General features: G+C 72.8%; 13 protein-coding genes. 4 read left to right on the top strand and 9 right to left on the bottom strand.

Annotated features, from left to right (window positions below):
• Window positions 1-138: 138 nt before the first annotated feature.
• Together ACQB60_RS38790 and ACQB60_RS38785 are read right to left on the bottom strand one after the other, a co-directional pair.
• Window positions 139-2,295, bottom strand: coding sequence for an IucA/IucC family protein (locus ACQB60_RS38790; protein WP_496930788.1), 2,157 nt, complete (start codon window positions 2,293-2,295; stop codon window positions 139-141).
• A 212-nt stretch (window positions 2,296-2,507) separates the two neighbouring features.
• The gene (locus ACQB60_RS38785) at window positions 2,508-4,019 is read right to left on the bottom strand and encodes a diaminobutyrate--2-oxoglutarate transaminase family protein (RefSeq protein WP_496930787.1); all 1,512 of its coding nucleotides are present in this window, start codon (window positions 4,017-4,019) and stop codon (window positions 2,508-2,510) included.
• Between the two features lie 357 nt (window positions 4,020-4,376).
• Here ACQB60_RS38785 and ACQB60_RS38780 point away from each other — a divergent pair, with 357 nt between their 5' ends.
• Entirely contained in the window at window positions 4,377-5,618 is a 1,242-nt protein-coding gene (locus tag ACQB60_RS38780; protein WP_496930786.1) for a trypsin-like serine peptidase, read from the top strand.
• A 194-nt stretch (window positions 5,619-5,812) separates the two neighbouring features.
• Window positions 5,813-7,024 (top strand): trypsin-like serine peptidase, encoded by a 1,212-nt coding sequence (locus tag ACQB60_RS38775; protein ID WP_496930785.1) that lies wholly within the window; start codon window positions 5,813-5,815, stop codon window positions 7,022-7,024.
• A 118-nt stretch (window positions 7,025-7,142) separates the two neighbouring features.
• On the opposite strand, the gene hflX is transcribed toward ACQB60_RS38775, so the two are convergent.
• The 6 genes from hflX to miaA form a co-directional block, all read right to left on the bottom strand.
• Window positions 7,143-8,633, bottom strand: coding sequence for a GTPase HflX (gene hflX, locus ACQB60_RS38770; RefSeq protein WP_384838690.1), 1,491 nt, complete (start codon window positions 8,631-8,633; stop codon window positions 7,143-7,145).
• Window positions 8,634-8,781: 148 nt separating this feature from the next.
• Entirely contained in the window at window positions 8,782-10,284 is a 1,503-nt protein-coding gene (locus tag ACQB60_RS38765) for a M1 family metallopeptidase (RefSeq protein ID WP_496930784.1), read from the bottom strand.
• 109 nt (window positions 10,285-10,393) lie between these two features.
• A complete protein-coding gene (locus ACQB60_RS38760) occupies window positions 10,394-12,532 on the bottom strand; it encodes a RelA/SpoT family protein (protein WP_496930783.1) in 2,139 nt (712 codons plus the stop codon).
• A gap of 151 nt (window positions 12,533-12,683) precedes the next feature.
• Complete coding sequence (dapF, locus tag ACQB60_RS38755) at window positions 12,684-13,571, bottom strand: diaminopimelate epimerase (protein ID WP_496930782.1); 888 nt, start codon at window positions 13,569-13,571, stop codon at window positions 12,684-12,686.
• A 52-nt stretch (window positions 13,572-13,623) separates the two neighbouring features.
• Window positions 13,624-14,166, bottom strand: a complete 543-nt coding sequence (locus ACQB60_RS38750; protein ID WP_496930847.1) for a hypothetical protein — start codon at window positions 14,164-14,166, stop codon at window positions 13,624-13,626.
• A gap of 107 nt (window positions 14,167-14,273) precedes the next feature.
• Window positions 14,274-15,212: a tRNA (adenosine(37)-N6)-dimethylallyltransferase MiaA gene (gene miaA, locus ACQB60_RS38745; RefSeq protein WP_496930781.1), complete on the bottom strand. Its 939-nt coding sequence runs from the start codon at window positions 15,210-15,212 to the stop codon at window positions 14,274-14,276.
• Between the two features lie 182 nt (window positions 15,213-15,394).
• On the opposite strand from miaA, the gene ACQB60_RS38740 reads away from it, so the two are divergent.
• Window positions 15,395-15,742: a hypothetical protein gene (locus ACQB60_RS38740; RefSeq protein ID WP_496930780.1), complete on the top strand. Its 348-nt coding sequence runs from the start codon at window positions 15,395-15,397 to the stop codon at window positions 15,740-15,742.
• Window positions 15,743-15,767: 25 nt separating this feature from the next.
• The gene (locus ACQB60_RS38735) at window positions 15,768-16,052 is read left to right on the top strand and encodes an antitoxin (RefSeq protein ID WP_496930779.1); all 285 of its coding nucleotides are present in this window, start codon (window positions 15,768-15,770) and stop codon (window positions 16,050-16,052) included.
• Between the two features lie 93 nt (window positions 16,053-16,145).
• On the opposite strand, the gene ACQB60_RS38730 is transcribed toward ACQB60_RS38735, so the two are convergent.
• Window positions 16,146-16,865 (bottom strand): class III extradiol dioxygenase subunit B-like domain-containing protein, encoded by a 720-nt coding sequence (locus ACQB60_RS38730; protein ID WP_496930778.1) that lies wholly within the window; start codon window positions 16,863-16,865, stop codon window positions 16,146-16,148.
• Window positions 16,866-17,002 lie beyond the last annotated feature (137 nt).

Below are 17,002 nucleotides of genomic sequence, written 5' to 3'. Positions count from 1 at the left end.
CGGGTGGTGCGGATGTGAAGAGCGGGACATGTTCCTCAGGGGGATCAGTGGCGGTCGACGGTCAAGGGCGGGGGGGCAGAGCGGGCGGGGCGGACGGAGCGGCAGTAGCCGGCGGGGGTGCGGAGCGCGCGCGGGCGCTCACGCGTGGAGGGGGTTGGCGATGGTGACGTAGACGGACTGGGTGTCGACCGGGCCGACGAGTTCGTCGAGCCCGTGCAGCCGGGTGAGCAGGTTGGCCTTGCAGCGCAGCACGGGCGAGTCGAGCAGCAGCGCGGGCAGGGGCGAGCGCAGCCGGTCGGGCCCGGCGGCGACGTCGCGGAGGAAGCGGCGGAAGCCGGCCAGCAACAGCCGTTCGTCCGCGAGGTGTTGGGAGCCGAGCGCCCCGATGAGGCCGAAGACGTTGTTGATGCCGAGGTAGTAGGCGAAGCGTTCGTCGGTGACCTCGTCGGAGACGAAGGTGTCGCTGTGCCGGCCGATGCCGGGCAGCCGCTGGTCGAGTTCGGCGCGCCGGGACTCGCGGAAGTAGTAGCCCTGGTTGTCGCGGTAGCGCCCGCCGACCGGCCAGCCCTCGGGGTCGAGCAGGAGCAGGGTGTTCTGCTGGTGCGCCTCCAGGGCGACCCCCGCCTCGCTGTCCAGCCACAGCACCGGACGGACGACGTTCTCCAGGTACCGCAGGAACCACTCGGTGGCGACGGCTCCGCGCGGGCGCCCGGTCCGCCCGGCGAGCCGGGTGATCGTCTCGCCGAGCCGGGAGCGCATCGACGGCCGGTCCTGCCCGGCGCTCTGCCCCGGCGGCCGGGGGGAGACGAGTCCGGCGACGCAGTTGGCGTCGTCGCCGGGGCCGAAGGGGTTGTGCCGGATCATCACGTCGAGCCCGGCGACGGGCGTGCCGTCGGGGGCGGTGACGGCGAGCCACGCCGGGTCGCGGACCACGTCGAACCCGGGGTGGGCCGCCTGCCACTGCTCGGCGAGGCCGCTGCGCAGCAGCCGGTGCACCTCGACGCCGCGGTGGAGTTCCTTGCGGAGGTTCTCCCGGCGGGAGTTGGTGATGCGCAGGCCGAGCGAGAGCTTGAGCATCGCGGGCGCGCCGGAGCGGTAGAGGGTGCGGACGGAGGAGGTGGGGTACCAAGGTGCGCCGTGCGGGCCGAGCTCTTGGAGCAGTCCGGCGTCGAACAGGGCGGCGGTCTGCGGGCGGTGCCGGAGTTCGCGGAGCTGCCAGGGGTGCAGGGGCAGGGCGGCGTGCCCGGCCGGGAGCGGGAGTCCGGGCCCCGCGAGGCGGGCGGTGAGCCGGTCGGCGGAGACGGTGCGGCCGCGCTCCGTCCAGGCCGAGTCGGCGGCGAGGACGGACGGGTCGACGGCGAGCCAGTGCAGGGCGAAGGCGCCGCGCAACTCCGGTGAGTAGAGGCGGGTTTCGGTGTCGGACAGGCCCTCGCGGCTCTTCGGGGTGGGGTGCAGCGGGTGGCCGAGGAGCAGGGACTGTTCGGCGGCGAGGAACCGGTCCTCCTCGTCACCGGGACTGGCCCGGCGGTCGGCGATGAAGACGGCGGTGCGACGCACCGAGTCGGCGACCCGGCCGACGAGGTCGCCGCCGTCGGTGGGCTCGGCGACGGGGTGGCCCTCGTCATGGGCGGCGCCGTCTTCGAGGGGCGCGCCCGCGCGGGGTTCGTCCCCATCGAGGCCACCGCGGCCGGCCTCGTGCCGGCCGACCTCGTGCCGGCCGACCTCGTCCTGACTGGGCTCGTCACGCCCCGCGTCGACGCCCCCGCCACCGTCCCGTACGGACTCCTCTCGTACGGACTCCTCTCGTACGAGCTCCTCCCCTACGAACTCATCCCGTACGGCCTCATCCTGCACAACCCCGGCCCGAGCCGTCTCCCGCCCGAGCAGCGCGGCGACCGTGACGGCGTCGACAGGCGGTGCGCTGCTCGGCCCGTCCTCCAGGTAGGGCAGGTCGAAGCGGTGCCATCCGGTCGCCGACCAGTACCGCACGGGCACGAGGAGCGCCGACCCGCTGGCGGGCAACGGGACGCGCAGGACGCCGTGTTCGGGCGCGTCGAGGCCGTTCTCGCGCACCCAGCAGCGCAGCAGGTTCTCCACGGCCGCGGACTGGGCCGCGGTGTGCGGGTCGGGGTGCTCGAGGAGGTCGACGGGGGCTCCGCGCAGCTGCTCGGTCCGGCGGCCCCCGGTGTGCTGCCGGGGGACCGTACCGGCCTCCGCCACCAGCGAGGAATGCGTGCCGCACGCGCCTGACGCGTGTGGTTGGGGGCGGCCGTCGGATGCGGGACTGGGGTTCAAGAGAGCTTCCTTGGTGGGTTGTTCGGGCGGGCTCCGTGGGGAGTGACGGGGCGGCGGGCGGATGCGACGTCGTCCGGCGAGGGCTGGGTCGGAACGGAACCGACTGGGTGGACCGATCCGATCGGCCGGGCCGAACCGGCCGGTCCGACCGGTCCGACCGGGCGATCCGGCCCGGCGCGGCAGAGCAAGCCGGGACGACGCACCCGCCCGGGCTATTCGTGGCGCGGACGGACCGCCGCGGCCAGCGCGTCGGCGAGGCGGTCGAGGATCGCGGCCGCCTGTTCGTCGGTGATGGTGAGGGGCGGCAGGAGGCGTACGACGCTGGCGTCCCGGCCGCCGAGTTCGACGATGAGCCCCCGCCGCAGGCACTCGCGCTGGACGGCGACGGCAAGCTCGGGCGCGGGCGGCGCCGGGGCCGGGGGCGGTGACAGTGGCGGTGACGGTGGCGGGGCAGCCTCGGGAGCGGCATCGCGGCCCCGCGCGAGCGCGCCGCGGCCCTGGGCGGGAATCCCGCCGTGCGCGGGCGCACCCCACGCTCCGGGCGCACCCCCATGCCCCGACGCGACCGCACCCGCGCCCGCACCTCCACCCGCACCGGGATCCACCAGCTCGACCCCCATCATCAGCCCGCGCCCCCGCACCTCCCCCACACACGGGAACTCGGCCGCCAGAGCGCGCAGTTGAGCGATCATGCGGGCACCGAGGGCGGCCGCGCGCTCCGCGAGACAGTTCTCCCGGACGTACGCGAGGGTGGCCGCGCCCGCGGCCATGGCGAGCTGATTGCCGCGGAAGGTGCCCGCGTGCGCGCCGGGCGGCCAGACGTCCAGGTCGTCGCGGTAGACCACGACGGCGAGCGGGAGGCTGCCGCCGATCGCCTTGGAGAGCACCATCACGTCCGGGACGACGCCGCTGTGTTCGACGGCCCAGAAGGTGCCGGTGCGACCGACGCCCGTCTGCACCTCGTCGGCGATGAGCGGGATGCCGCGCGCCGCGGTGATCTCCCGCATCCGGCGCAGCCAGTCGTCGGGGGCGGGAATCACACCGCCCTCCCCCTGCACCGGCTCCAGGATCATCCCGGCGGGCGCGGGCACCCCCGACTTGTCGTCGTCGAGCAGCGACTCGGCCCAGCGGGCGGCGAGTTCGGCCCCGCGGGCACCGCCGACCCCGAACGGGCAGCGGTAGTCCTGCGGGAAGGGCAGCCGCGCCACCCGTACGTCCCGCGCGCCCCCGGACGCCGCGAGCGCCCCCGCGGTCATGCCGTGGTAGGCGCCGGTGAAGGCCAGCAGGTCCTCGCGCCCGGTGGCGGTGCGCACGAGCTTCAGGGCCGCCTCGACCGCGTCGGTGCCCGCGGGCCCGCAGAACTGGATGCGCGCGCGGTCCGCGAGGCCGGGCGGCAGGGTCTGGAAGAGCTCGGTGGTGAAGTCGTCCTTGACGGGCGTGGCCAGGTCGAGGACGTGCAGCGGGGCGCCCGAGTCGAGGACGCGCCTGATGGCCTCGAGGACCACGGGGTGGTTGTGGCCGAGGGCCAGGGTCCCCGCACCGGAGAGGCAGTCGAGATAGCGCCGCCCGTCGGCCCCCTCGATCGTCAGGCCGCGGGCCCGCACGGGCACGATCGGCAGGGCCCGCGCATAGGTGCGCGCCGCCGACTCGCGCGCCGACTGGCGCCGCAGAATTCCCTCATGTGCCGCGGCGACCACCGCGGACGCAGGCTCCGTCACGGCCACGACTATGGGTCCTCCCGCTCGAACTGTGCGCGCTCTCACCGCATATGGCGCTCAATGGCCATATATGGGCGATTCTGTGGCTGACTTGACCGAGGGATGAACGCACACCGCGAGCCCCCCGTACGTACCAACGACGCCGACTCCGGAGGATCACGGGCAAACAGAAGTTCCTTGCCCCTGGGGAAGATCCTCGTGTGACGGAACCGTTGCCGTTCCGTCGGCCGTCCCCTACGGCACCGGCATAGTGTGGGGTGCCGTTCACCAGGAACGGGGTGTGCGGCACTGTGCAGGCACACCGCTCAGGCCCGGTTGTCCGGAGCCGAGGAACCATCGTCGAGGCCCAGGGGGATTCTCACCATGCGACCCATACGTCCGTTCTCCGCCGCTCGCCGAGGAGCGAGCGCGCGCCGCAGAACCTCCCCCGTGGCGGCGGCGGTCGGCATCGGCGCGGCGCTCGTCCTGACCGCGACGGCCTGCGGCCCCGGCGACGACAACGCGGACGACAAGCCGTCGGCCTCGGCGAGCAAGACGACCGGCGGCAACGACAAGGTCGAGATTCCCCAGGAGATCCAGGACCGGCTCAAGGAGCACGACATCGACCTGGACAAGTGGAAGGACGGCGCCTGGAGGAACTGGGACAAGAAGGACTGGCTGCGCGAGGCCGGCGACTTCGTCAACCCGATCATCGACGGCCTGTGGGACGCGGACCGCATGCGGGACGCCGACAAGAAGAACCCCGACAGCGACCGCGGCGTCGACGAGAACGACATCTCCGGTGACCAGGGCGTCACCGACCCGACCCCGCAGCCGGTCAAGGCCCAGCCGGTCAAGGCCCCGTACGACGCGAGCGCCCCCGAGGCGGGCAAGCTGTTCTTCGACAGCGACAAGGGCTCGATGGTCTGCTCCGCCACGGTGGTCAAGGACCCGGCACACCCCGGCAAGTCCAACCTCGTCTGGACCGCGGGCCACTGCGTGCACGCCGGCGCCGACGGCGGCTGGTACCGCAACATCGTCTTCGTGCCCTCGTACAACAACCAGGGCAAGCCGGTCGAGGAACTCCAGGGCGCGCCCAAGGAAGAGGTCGCTCCGCACGGCGTCTGGTGGAGCGACTGGGCGCAGACCTCCAACCAGTGGATCGAGACCGGTGGCCCGACGGGCGGCAAGGCGGCCCCGTACGACTTCGCGGTCCTGCACGTGACCCCCGAGAAGGGCGGCAACGGCAAGTCCCTCGAGGAGACGGTCGGTTCGGCGCTCCCGGTGGACTTCAACGCCCCGGCCGTGCCGAAGATCAAGAAGATGACGGCGACCGGTTACCCGGCCGCGCCCCCCTTCAAGGGCGAGGCGCTCCACCAGTGCCCGGACAAGCCGGGCCGCCTCTCGCTCGCCAAGAACGACCCGACGATGTACCGCATCGGCTGCACGATGACCGGCGGCTCCTCCGGTGGCGGCTGGGTCGCGGCGGGCGCCGACGGCAAGCCGGCCCTCGTGTCCAACACCTCGATCGGCCCGGTCACCGCGGGCTGGCTCGCGGGGCCGCACCTGGGCAAGGAGGCCAAGGGCATCTACGGCGCGGTGAGCAAGAAGTTCGCCGGACAGTAGACGAGCCGGACAGCATCGGACAGCAAGTGACGCGAGTACGACGGCGGGGGCGCCGGATACCTTCACGACCCCGCCGCCGTTCCTCCTCAACCTCACAGGCATAGTGGGGTGTTGCGCCGGATGACCTGCAAAGGTCTGCACCAGCGCCTGACACGAACATGGCAAATACACGTTCCTTCGGGGGTATCAGCACCATGCGTTCCATTCGTGCGCCTTTCGCGCGCGGGCGCGGCCGACGTGCCGCACTCGCCGCCACCGGCCTCGCCGCCGCCCTGGCGTTCACCGCCACCGCCTGTGGCCCGAGCGACGACAGCTCGAGCGACAAGGCGGACTCCTCGTCGTCGCAGGGCTCGGGCTCCGACTCGGGGTCCGACGTCAAGCTGCCCACCGACATCGCCGACAAGCTCAAGGAGCACGGCATCGACGTGGACAAGTGGGCCGACGGGGGGTGGAAGGACTTCTCGAAGGACAAGTGGATGCGCGAGGCCAAGGACTTCGTGAACCCGGTCATCAAGGACCTGTGGAAGCCGAAGCGCATGGCTGACGCCAAGGACCCCAACAAGACGCTCGCCGCCAAGGACGCGCCCAGCGACCAGGGCGCCACCGACCCGGAGCCGCAGCCGGTCCAGGCCAAGGCCGAGAAGACCCCGTACCACGACAACGCCGCCCCGGTCGGGAAGATCTTCTTCGACTCCCCCAAGGGCTCCATGGTCTGCTCCGGCACGGTCGTGAAGGACCCCCGCCACCCGGGCAAGTCCAACCTCGTGTGGACCGCGGGCCACTGCGTGCACGAGGGCAAGGAGGGCGGCTGGTACCGCAACATCACCTTCGTGCCCGCGTACAACGACCTCGGCAAGTCGCCCGAGGCGCTGCAGAGCGCGTCGCAGCAGGAAGTCGCCCCCTACGGCCAGTTCTGGGCCAACTGGGTCTCCACCTCGAACGAGTGGATCAACGGCGGCGGCCCGACCGGTGGCGAGGGCGCCCCGTACGACTACGCCGTGATGCACGTGCAGCCGGAGCAGCAGGGCGGCAAGTCCCTGGAGGAGACGGTCGGCGCCGCGCTGCCCGTCGACTTCTCCGCCCCCGCGACGAAGAGCGTCGGCTCGATGGGCGCCTGGGGCTACCCGCAGGCCGACCCGTACAACGGCGCGCTGATGTACAAGTGCATCGACCGTCCGGGCCGCCTCTCGCTGGCCCCGTCGCTGCCGTCGATGTACCGCATCGGCTGCACCATGACCGGCGGCTCCTCCGGTGGCGGCTGGTTCCGCGTGGTGGACGGCAAGACCAAGCTGGTCTCGAACACGTCGATCGGCCCGGCCAACAACACCTGGCTCGCCGGACCGCAGCTGGGCTCGGGCGCCCAGCAGGTCTTCGACTTCATGTCCAAGAAGTACGGCGGTCAGTGACCGCTCGGTGAAGATTGCACGGTGAAGGCCCGCCCCCTGCTTCCAGGGGGCGGGCCTTCACCGTGCTTGCTCGGATACTCAGTTGTTCGCGTGTCCGGCTACCCGGTCGCTCACGTGCTCAGCGCGCGACCGGCACATACGGAGCGAGCTCCGCCGCGAGCTCCTCGTGCACCCGGGCCTTGAGCAGCGTGCCCTCGGCGGTGTGCTCCTCGGAGAGCACCTCGCCCTCGGCGTGGGCGCGCGAGACGAGCTGGCCGTGGGTGTACGGCACGAGAGCCTCGATCTCGACCTCGGGGCGCGGCAGTTCGGCGTCGATGAGCGCGAGCAGCTCGTCGATCCCGGCGCCCGTGCGGGCCGAGACGGCGATCGCGTGCCGCTCGTTGCGCAGCAGGCGCTGGAGGACCAGCGGGTCGGCCGCGTCCGCCTTGTTGACCACCACGATCTCCGGGACGTCCGTCGCGCCGACGTCACGGATGACCTCGCGCACGGCGGCCAGCTGCTCCTCCGGTACGGGGTGCGAGCCGTCGACCACGTGCAGGATCAGGTCCGAGTCGCCGACCTCCTCCATCGTGGAGCGGAACGCCTCGACGAGGTGGTGCGGCAGATGCCGGACGAACCCGACGGTGTCGGCCAGGGTGTACAGGCGGCCGCTCGGCGTCTCGGCCCGGCGGACGGTCGGGTCGAGGGTGGCGAACAGCGCGTTCTCCACCAGGACGCCCGCGCCCGTGAGGCGGTTGAGCAGCGAGGACTTGCCCGCGTTCGTATACCCGGCGATGGCGACCGAGGGCACCTTGTTGCGGCGGCGCTCCTGGCGCTTGATGTCGCGGCCGGTCTTCATCTCCGCGATCTCCCGGCGCATCTTCGCCATCTTCTCGCGGATCCGCCGCCGGTCCGTCTCGATCTTGGTCTCACCGGGACCGCGGGTGGCCATGCCGCCACCGCCGCCGCCACCCATCTGACGGGAGAGCGACTGACCCCAGCCACGGAGCCTCGGCAGCATGTACTGCATCTGCGCGAGGGCCACCTGCGCCTTGCCCTCACGGGACTTGGCGTGCTGGGCGAAGATGTCGAGGATCAGGGCGGTGCGGTCGACCACCTTGACCTTGACGACGTCCTCGAGGTGGATCAGCTGGCCGGGGCTGAGCTCACCGTCACAGACGACGGTGTCGGCACCGGTCTCGAGCACGATGTCGCGCAGCTCCAGGGCCTTGCCGGAGCCGATGTACGTCGCCGGGTCGGGCTTGTCGCGGCGCTGGACGACGCCGTCGAGCACGAGGGCGCCCGCGGTCTCCGCGAGGGCGGCCAGCTCGGCGAGCGAGTTCTCCGCGTCCTGCACGGTTCCCGAGGTCCATACGCCGACGAGGACCACGCGCTCCAGGCGGAGCTGGCGGTACTCGACTTCGGTGACGTCCTCGAGCTCGGTGGAGAGGCCGGCGACGCGGCGCAGAGCCGCGCGCTCGGAGCGGTCGAACTGTTCGCCGTCCCGCTCTCCGTCGATCTCGTGGCTCCAGGCGACGTCCTCTTCCATCAGGGCATCGGCCCGAAGACCTTCGGGGTAGTTCTGCGCGAAGCTCTGTGCGTCCTGGGAAGGGGAAGAAGAGGAGGTCATTGGGTCCTTACGTCCAAGGGGAATCCGTCACAGTCGTCAACGTCCGGCGCCGCCCGGAGATTCCCCGGGCCGCCCGCGCAGCCGACCTGACGATGGTTGCACGGGACGGCCCGTCTCGTCACCCGGGTTATTTCCCGGGCCGCGCGCCCTAGTGGCCGGGCTCGGCGGTGCGCCAGTCCGGGTGCCCCGGCATCGGCGGCGTCTTCGCCCCGTACAGCCAGCCCTGGAAGAACGCGCCGAGGTCACGCCCGGCGACGCGCGAGGCCATGCGCTGGAAGTCCGCGCTCGTCGCGGTCCCGTCACGGTGCGTGCGCACCCACTCCCGCTCCAGGCGGTCGAAGGAGCGCTGTCCGATCTCCTGGCGCAGGGCGTAGAGGACCAGCGCGCTGCCGTCGTAGACGACGGGCCGGAAGATGCTGATCTTCTGGCCCGCATCGGGTGCCTTCGGAGCGGCGGGCGGTCCGCCGGCCGCCCGCCAGTGGTCGGACTGCCGGTACGCGTCCTTCATCCGCGTCTCCAGCGACTGCTGCGCCTTCTCCTGCGCGTACAGCGCCTCGTACCAGGTGGCGTGCCCTTCGTTGAGCCACAGGTCTGACCACGCGCGCGGGCTCACGCTGTCGCCGAACCACTGGTGCGCCAGCTCGTGCACCATGATCGAGTCGACGTACCACTCCGGATACTCGTTCGCCGTGAAGAGCTGCTTCTCGAAGAGGGAGAGCGTCTGGGTCTCCAGCTCGAAGCCGGTCTGCGCCTCGGCGACCAGCACCCCGTACGTCTCGAAGGGATAGCGCCCGACCTTCCCCTCCATCCAGCCGATCTGCCCCGGCGTCTTCTTGAGCCAGCGCTCCATGGAGTGACGGTCCTTGGCGGGCACCACGTCGCGCACGGGCAGTCCGTGCGGCCCTGCCCGGTGGACCACCTCGGACCGTCCGAGGGAGACCTGCGCCAGCTCGGTCGCCATGGGGTGGTGGGTGCGGAAGGTCCAGGTGGTCGCTCCCCCGCCGCTCCTGGTGACCGGCTTCGCCGCGGGCAGGCCGTTCGCGGCGACCGTGACGTCCCGGGGTGCGGTGACGCGGAAGGTGTAGGCGGCCTTGTCCGACGGGTGGTCGTTGCAGGGGAAGACCCGGTGTGCGGCGTCGGCCTGGTTGGCCATGGCGAGCCCGTCGCCGGTCTGCACCCAGCCGCCCTCCGCGTCCTTCGCGGGCACCGGGTCGCTGGTGTGGTGGACGGTGATCCGCATCCGGTCGCCCCGGGCCACCGGCCTGGCCGGGGTGACGACGAGGTCCTGGCCCGTGCTGTCGAAGCGGGCGGCGGCCCCGTTGACCCGCACGGAGCGGACCTTCCCGTGCGCGAAGTCGAGGTTCACGCGCTCCATGGGGGCCGTCGCACGGGCGTCGATCACGGTCACGGCGTCGAGCGGCTTGGTGTTCGACCCGTGATAGGTGAACGAGATGTCGTACGACGTCACGTCGTACCCGGGGTTGCCGAGGTGCGGGAAGAGCGGGTCGCCGATGCCGAGCGGGGTGGCCGGGGAGGGCGCGCTCGCGGCGAGCAGGGACGCGGAGGCGGCCGCGGCGAGCAGGGCGGTGGCGATGCGGACAGTCCGCCGCGGGGCCTTGGTCTGCGGGGTGGTGCGAGGCGTGAGCAGCATGAACTACCGCTATCAGCGCACACCTTCCCCACTGGGGGTGCCGCGCGCCATGCCACTCGAACGAGTCTGGCGTGCGACTACGAAGAGGCACGCCGACCCGGAACGCCCTCTACGAAGTGGCCGCCGCCGGATGCTGGGCGCGGCTCACGTCGTACACCCCGGGGACCTTGCGCATGGCGCGCATCAGGCCCGGAAGGTGCCCGGCGTCCGGGAGTTGGAGGGTGTACGTGTGACGGACGCGCTGCTGCGTCGGCGGCTCGACGGTCGCGGAGATGATCGCGACGCCCTCCAGGGCGATGGCCTCCGTGAGGTCCGCGAGGAGGTGGGCGCGGCCGAACGATTCGGCAATCAGCGTGACCCGGCACTCCGCCGAGTCCCCCCAGCGCACACCGACCTCCGCGCGCCCGACCGCCTTCATGCGCTCCACGCCGGGGCACTCCACCCGGTGGACGGTCACCACGCCGCCACGGACCACGAAGGCCGTGATCTCGTCCGGCGCCACCGGGGTGCAGCAGCCCGCCAGCCGGACGGTCGCGCCCTCCCTGTCGGCCACCACGGCGCTCGCGGGGGCGGGGCGCTCCGGCGCGGAGTCGTCCTGCGGGCGGGCGGCGGCGGCCTGGACCTGGGCGCGGCGCCCGGACGGCGGCGCGGCGGGCGCGGCCGGGGCGGGGTGGGCGGTGAGCCAGCGCCGGATGGCGATGCGGGCGGCGGGGGTGCGCGCGTGCTCCAGCCACTCCCTGGAGGGCCCCGAGGCCGGGTCCTGGCCCATGAGCAGCTCCACGCTGTCGCCGTCCCGCAGGACCGTACTGAGCGTCGCCAGGCGGCCGTTGACGCGGGCGCCGATGCAGGCGTGGGCGTCCTCCCCGTACTGCGCGTACGCGGCGTCGACGCAGCTGGCTCCGGCGGGCAGCCCGAGCGTGCCGCCGTCCTGCCGGAAGACGGCGATCTCGCGGTCCTGGGCGAGGTCCTCGCGCAGCGTGGACCAGAAGGTGTCGGGATCGGGCGCGGCCTGCTGCCAGTCCAGGAGGCGGGAGAGCCAGCCGGGGCGGGTGGGGTCGGCGCGCTCGCCGTCGACCGGCTCGTCCGAGACGGGCGCATACGGATTGCGCAGCGTGACCACGCCCGCCTCCGCGACCCGGTGCATCTGGTGCGTGCGGATGAGGACTTCGGCGACCTCTCCGTCGGCCCCGGCCACGGCGGTGTGCAGCGACTGGTAGAGGTTGAACTTGGGGACCGCGATGAAGTCCTTGAACTCCGAGACGACCGGCGTGAAGCACGTGTGCAGCTCGCCGAGCACCCCGTAGCAGTCCGCGTCCTCGCCGACCAGGACGAGCAGCCGCCCGAAGTCCGTGCCCCGCAGCTCGCCGCGCTTGCGGTGCACCCGGTGCACGGAGACGTAGTGCCGGGGCCGGATGAGGACCTCGGCCTGGATGCCCGCGTCCCGCAGCACCGCCCGTACCGCGTCGGCGACCTCTTCGAGACGGTCCCCCGGACAGGCCGAGTTGGCCGCGATCAGGGCCTTGACCTGGGCACACTCCTCCGGGTGGAGGATCGCGAAGACGAGGTCCTCCAGCTCGGTCTTGAGCGCCTGCACGCCGAGCCGCTCGGCGAGCGGGATGAGCACGTCCCGGGTCACCTTGGCGATGCGGGCCTGTTTCTCGGGGCGCATGACGCCGAGGGTGCGCATGTTGTGCAGCCGGTCGGCGAGCTTGATCGACATGACGCGCACGTCGTTGCCGGTGGCGACCAGCATCTTGCGGAACGTCTCCGGCTCGGCCGCCGCTCCGTAGTCGACCTTCTCCAGCTTGGTGACACCGTCGACCAGGTAGCAGACGTCGTCGCCGAACTCCGCGCGCACCTGGTCGAGGGTCACGTCCGTGTCCTCGACGGTGTCGTGGAGCAGCGACGCGGTCAGCGTGGTGATCTCCGCGCCGAGCTGGGCGAGGATCAGCGTCACCGCGAGGGGGTGCGTGATGTACGGCTCGCCGCTCTTGCGCATCTGGCCGCGGTGCGAGGACTCCGCCAGGACGTACGCGCGGCGCAGCGGCTCCAGGTCGGCGTCGGGGTAGTACGCGCGATGGGCTTCCGCCACATGGCCGATCGCGTCCGGGAGCCGGTCCCGGGCGGCCGGGCCGAGCAGCGCCGCACGGCCGAGACGGCGCAGGTCGAGCCGGGGACGGCCGCGCCTGCGCTGTGCCCCGGACGTCACGGGGCCAGGCGTCGCAGGGTTTGTGGCCTCTGCACTCATGGGCACCTCCGGCTGCTCCGACCGGCGGTGAGGGGACGATGACCGTGCAGCCATGCTCCGTCCGGGCCGGTGCTTGATGCTACCGAGCCCATCACGCGGTGCTGACCGCCTCTCGCCCAGCGTGAAACGGATCACCCATTCGAGCGAAGGTTCATCGCAGTGCCGTTTCGAGCCATTCCGGGACGAACTCGCCCTCGGCGACGATCACCGCGGGACCCGTCATCTCGATCTCGCCGTCCGGCCGCTCGGTGATCTCCAGACGCCCGCCGGGCAGATCCACGCTGTACGTCACCGGGGTGCCGGTCGCGGCGGGGTCCGCGCCGTCCCTGCGGGCGGCGGCCACGGCGACGGCGCACGCGCCCGTGCCGCAGGAGCGGGTCTCGCCCGCGCCGCGTTCGTGGACTCGCATGGCGACGTGGCGGGGGCCGCGGTCGACGACGAACTCCACGTTCACCCCGTCCGGGTAGGCCGTGGCGGGGCTGAACGGCGGGGGCTCGTACAGGTTCCCCGCCTCGGCCAGGTCGGCCACGAAGGCGACCGCGTGCGGGTTGCCCATGTTCACGTTGAGCGCGGGCCACCGGCGGTCGGCCACGGACACCGTGACGTCCCCGCCGGGGAGCAGGGCCTTGCCCATGCCGACCGTGATGTCTCCGGGGGTGCCGTCGGCCGCGGCCTTGGCGATGTGCACGGTCTTCACGCCGCCGCGGGTGGCGATGGCGAGCTCGCCCTCGGTCGCGTGCCCCGCGCGCTGGAGGTAGCGGGCGAAGACCCGGACTCCGTTGCCGCACATCTCGGCGACCGACCCGTCCCCGTTCCGGTAGTCCATGAACCACTCGGCCTCGGCGGCCAGATGGCGGGCCTCGGGGTGGGCGGCGGAGCGCACGACGTGCAGCAGGCCGTCGCCGCCGATGCCCGCGCGGCGGTTACACAGGGCGGCGACGGTGGCCGGGGGCAGCTCGATGGCGTTGTCGGGGTCGGGGACGATCACGAAGTCGTTCTCCGTCCCGTGCCCCTTGAGGAAGGCGATCCGCGTGCTCATTCCTCGATCGTACGGGGTGGCTCGGACACTCCCCCGGGGCGGTGCCGCCGGCTCAGCGGAGCCGGGCCACCCGCCAGACCGCGAGGACGGCGGCGACGACGACCACCAGGGCGTACGCGGAGACGATCCGCCAGTCCGGACGGCGCCCCGAACCGCGCTCGGGAAGGCCCGGCCAGGTGTGCCCGACGCGGCGCGCGGCCATCATGCCCCAGCCCGCGGCGCAGGAGCTGAGCAGCAGCCCCAGCATCGCGACGACGGCCCCGCCGTCGCCGAACTCGAAGGCGAGCGGGAACGCGAACATCAGGGAGCCGATCGCGGCGAGGATCACGATGGGGGCGAGCTGCCAGATGCGCAGCCGACGCTGCGGGCGCAGTTCGACCTCGACCTCGGGGCCTGTCATCTCGCCCGCGCCGGGCCCGTCGTCGCTCACGCCGCTCACGCCGTCCGGCGTCTGCTCGGGGCCGTCGGGGCTCAGTTCGCCGCCGGGGCCGTCCGCGCTCAGCCCGTCCAGGGAGACGTCCGGCGTCAGCCCGTGCCCGGGTCCGTCCGGGCTCAGCTCGCCGTCATGTGCGGTGTCTCGAGGGCCGGCCTCCATCGCCACGCGCCCTCCCACTCCGGACTCCACTGGTCGATCGATGGTCGATGATGGCACGGCGCCGGGGGCCGGGATGACCGCCGGAGCGTCCCGATGCCATCACGTGATCAGGCTGTGACCGCTCGTTCGACCAACGCCAGTGCCCGTGCCGGGAGTTCCTCCCGGTCGGCGGCGGCGCCGCTCAGCCAGTGCACCCTCGGGTCCCGCCGGAACCAGGTGTCCTGGCGGCGCGCGAACCGCTTGGTGGCCCGCACGGTCTCGGTCCGCGCCTCGTCCTCGGTGCACTCGCCCGCGAGGGCCGCGAGGACCTGCTGATAGCCGAGGGCCCGGGACGCGGTGCGCCCCTCGCGCAGGCCGCGGCCCTCCAGGTCGCGCACTTCGGAGACGAGCCCGGCCTCCCACATGCGGTCCACGCGCGTGGCGATGCGTTCGTCGAGCTCGGGGCGGGCCACGTCGACGCCGATCTGGACGGTGTCGTAGACGGACTCGTGGCCGGGGAGGTTGGCCGTGAAGGGCTTTCCGGTGATCTCGATGACCTCGAGGGCGCGCACGATGCGGCGGCCATTGCCCGGCAGGATCGCCTGGGCGGCCTGCGGGTCGGCGGCGGCGAGCCGGGCGTGCAGGGCGCCGGGGCCGTGCTCTTCGAGCTCTTCCTCGAGGCGGGCGCGGACGGCGGGGTCGGTGCCGGGGAACTCCAGCTGGTCGATGGCTCCCCGCACGTACAGGCCGGAGCCGCCGACGAGGATCGGCCAGCGGCCGTCGGCGAGGAGACGGTCGATCTCGGCGCGGGCGAGCTTCTGGTACTCGGCGACGCTCGCCGCCTCCGTGACGTCCCAGATGTCGAGGAGGTGGTGCGGGACGCCGTCGCGCTCCGCGAGCGTCAGCTTGGCGGTGCCGATGTCCATCCCCCGGTACAGCTGCATGGAGTCGGCGTTGACGACTTCGCCGCCGAGTTTCCGGGCGAGGAAGACGCCCAGATCGGACTTTCCGGCCGCGGTCGGACCGACGACGGCGATGACCCGCGGGGCGGGAGCTGCGCTACTCACCGCCCCAGTCTCGCAAACCCTGGGGCCGCTTCCCGAATGAGCTACGTGACGCGACGGGTCCGGGGTCGTTGCCTGTTGCGAGGTTCCGGCCGCCGGTTTCGAGGACCGGTGACCCGGGCGACGCAATGGGACGCACCGGGCGGCGCGGGATTTCGCCCACACGAGTAACGTATGGAGTAGATATGGGCGTTTTTAGTCGGTTCCGCCGGAAGACAAAGGGAGCGGAGGAGGCGTCAACCACCGAGGCGGATGCCGCCACCCTCACAGCCGAGTCCGAGACGGCCGAGGAGTCTTCCGAGGCCGCCGCCGGGACGGATGCGAAGGCCGAGGCGGAGACAGAGTCCGAGGCCACGGCGGAGAAGGCCGAGACGGAGGGCGCGACCGCCGAGACCTCCGAGGACGCCGAGGACGAGTCGAAGGAGTCGGCCGACACCGCCGAAGCAGCTGCCGCCGAGGGTGTGGAGATCCCCAAGCAGCAGTCCGCCGAGGAGGCGGCCGACAACGAGGCCGGCGAGGGCGCCCGCAAGTAGCTCCCCGGCGAGGGAAGGTGAACTCATGGGCTTCCTGCAGCAGTTGAAGGAAAAGCTTGCCCCGGCCAAGGACAAGGTCTCCGACCTCGCGCAACAGCACGGGGACAAGATCGACCAGGGACTCGACAAGGCCGCGAAGGTGGTCGACGAGAAGACCAAGGGCAAGTACAGCGACAAGATCCAGACGGGCACGGACAAGGCCAAGGACGCCGTGGACCGGCTCGCCGGGACGGACGGCGGCGCGACCGGCAAGGCCGCGGACGGCGACACCGCCCCTCCGACGCCACCGTCGTCGCCCTCGGCGCCCTGAGCCGCCTCCCGGACAGCACGCGGCGGACGGCTGCGGAGCGCCACCAGCTCCGCGGCCGTCGCCGTGCGCGCCGCTCCTGAGACCTGACGGCCGCTAGGACCAGGCCGCCACCAGATAGCCCACGCCGTACGGGGCGTCCTCGTACAGCAGCTCGCCGCGCAGCGACGCCTGCTCGGCCGCGCCCGCGAGGACCTGCCAGGGCGCCCGGCCCGCCGCCTTCAGCTCGTACGCGAGCTCGGCGTCCAGGGCCTTGAGGGCCGCGATGTCGGCCGACCCGACGGCCCGCGCGGCCTCCGCGTCGAAGCCCGCCGCCCGCTCGTCGAAGTAGCCCGGCGCCTTGAGGGTGCGGCACGCGCTGGCGTCGCCCATCGCCAGGATCGCCACCCGGTCCGCGCGCGCGGCGAGTTCACCGCCGACCTCCAGGCACCGCTGCGGCTCCAGCGGCTCCCCCACGCCGAGGCCCTCCACCGGGGCCGCCGCCCAGCCCGCGCGCGCGAGCAGCCAGGCGGCGACGGAGAGGGAGGGCGGCAGGTCGCGCTCGGGGGTGGCGGCGTCGGGGACGGGCTGTCCCAGGCGTACGTCGAGGTCCACGCCGAAGCCCCGGAACGAACCTCGCGCTCCCTGCTGGTGCGGACCGCGCCCGCTCTGCTCGGCGGGGCCGACCACGACGAGGCGGTCCGGCCGGGCCGCGGCGAGGACCGCGACGGCGTCCGAGCAGGCCGCGCGCGCGGCGTCCAGCTCGGGTGCGGCGCCCGCGGCGACCTCGGGCACGAGCAGCGGCGGGCAGGGGGCTACGGCGGCGGCGACAAGCATGATCGGCAGGGTAACCCCGCGCGCGGGGTGCCGTGCGGCGAGGTCGTGTCCGCCAAGTCCCGTCGTCCGCCCGGAGGGCGGGACCGGCGGCGCAAGGTGCGTGCGGTAGCGAAGCTACTGGGGCCTTCCGGCAACGC

The sequence above is a fragment of the Streptomyces odontotermitis genome, assembly GCF_050510915.1.
GTDB lineage: Bacteria > Actinomycetota > Actinomycetes > Streptomycetales > Streptomycetaceae > Streptomyces.
The sequence above is the reverse complement of the archived record's forward strand: the minus strand, read 5'-3'. Positions and strand labels throughout refer to the sequence as shown.

What these genes read in the sequence shown, in the direction of transcription:
- ACQB60_RS38780 (WP_496930786.1), top strand. Translation starts at nt 4,377, where the DNA reads ATGCGACCCATACGTCCGTTCTCCGCCGCTCGCCGAGGAGCGAGCGCG.
- ACQB60_RS38775 (WP_496930785.1), top strand. Translation starts at nt 5,813, where the DNA reads ATGCGTTCCATTCGTGCGCCTTTCGCGCGCGGGCGCGGCCGACGTGCC.
- hflX (WP_384838690.1), bottom strand. Translation starts at nt 8,633, where the DNA reads ATGACCTCCTCTTCTTCCCCTTCCCAGGACGCACAGAGCTTCGCGCAG.
- ACQB60_RS38765 (WP_496930784.1), bottom strand. Translation starts at nt 10,284, where the DNA reads ATGCTGCTCACGCCTCGCACCACCCCGCAGACCAAGGCCCCGCGGCGG.
- ACQB60_RS38760 (WP_496930783.1), bottom strand. Translation starts at nt 12,532, where the DNA reads ATGAGTGCAGAGGCCACAAACCCTGCGACGCCTGGCCCCGTGACGTCC.
- dapF (WP_496930782.1), bottom strand. Translation starts at nt 13,571, where the DNA reads ATGAGCACGCGGATCGCCTTCCTCAAGGGGCACGGGACGGAGAACGAC.
- ACQB60_RS38750 (WP_496930847.1), bottom strand. Translation starts at nt 14,166, where the DNA reads ATGGAGGCCGGCCCTCGAGACACCGCACATGACGGCGAGCTGAGCCCG.
- ACQB60_RS38740 (WP_496930780.1), top strand. Translation starts at nt 15,395, where the DNA reads ATGGGCGTTTTTAGTCGGTTCCGCCGGAAGACAAAGGGAGCGGAGGAG.
- ACQB60_RS38735 (WP_496930779.1), top strand. Translation starts at nt 15,768, where the DNA reads ATGGGCTTCCTGCAGCAGTTGAAGGAAAAGCTTGCCCCGGCCAAGGAC.
- ACQB60_RS38730 (WP_496930778.1), bottom strand. Translation starts at nt 16,865, where the DNA reads ATGCTTGTCGCCGCCGCCGTAGCCCCCTGCCCGCCGCTGCTCGTGCCC.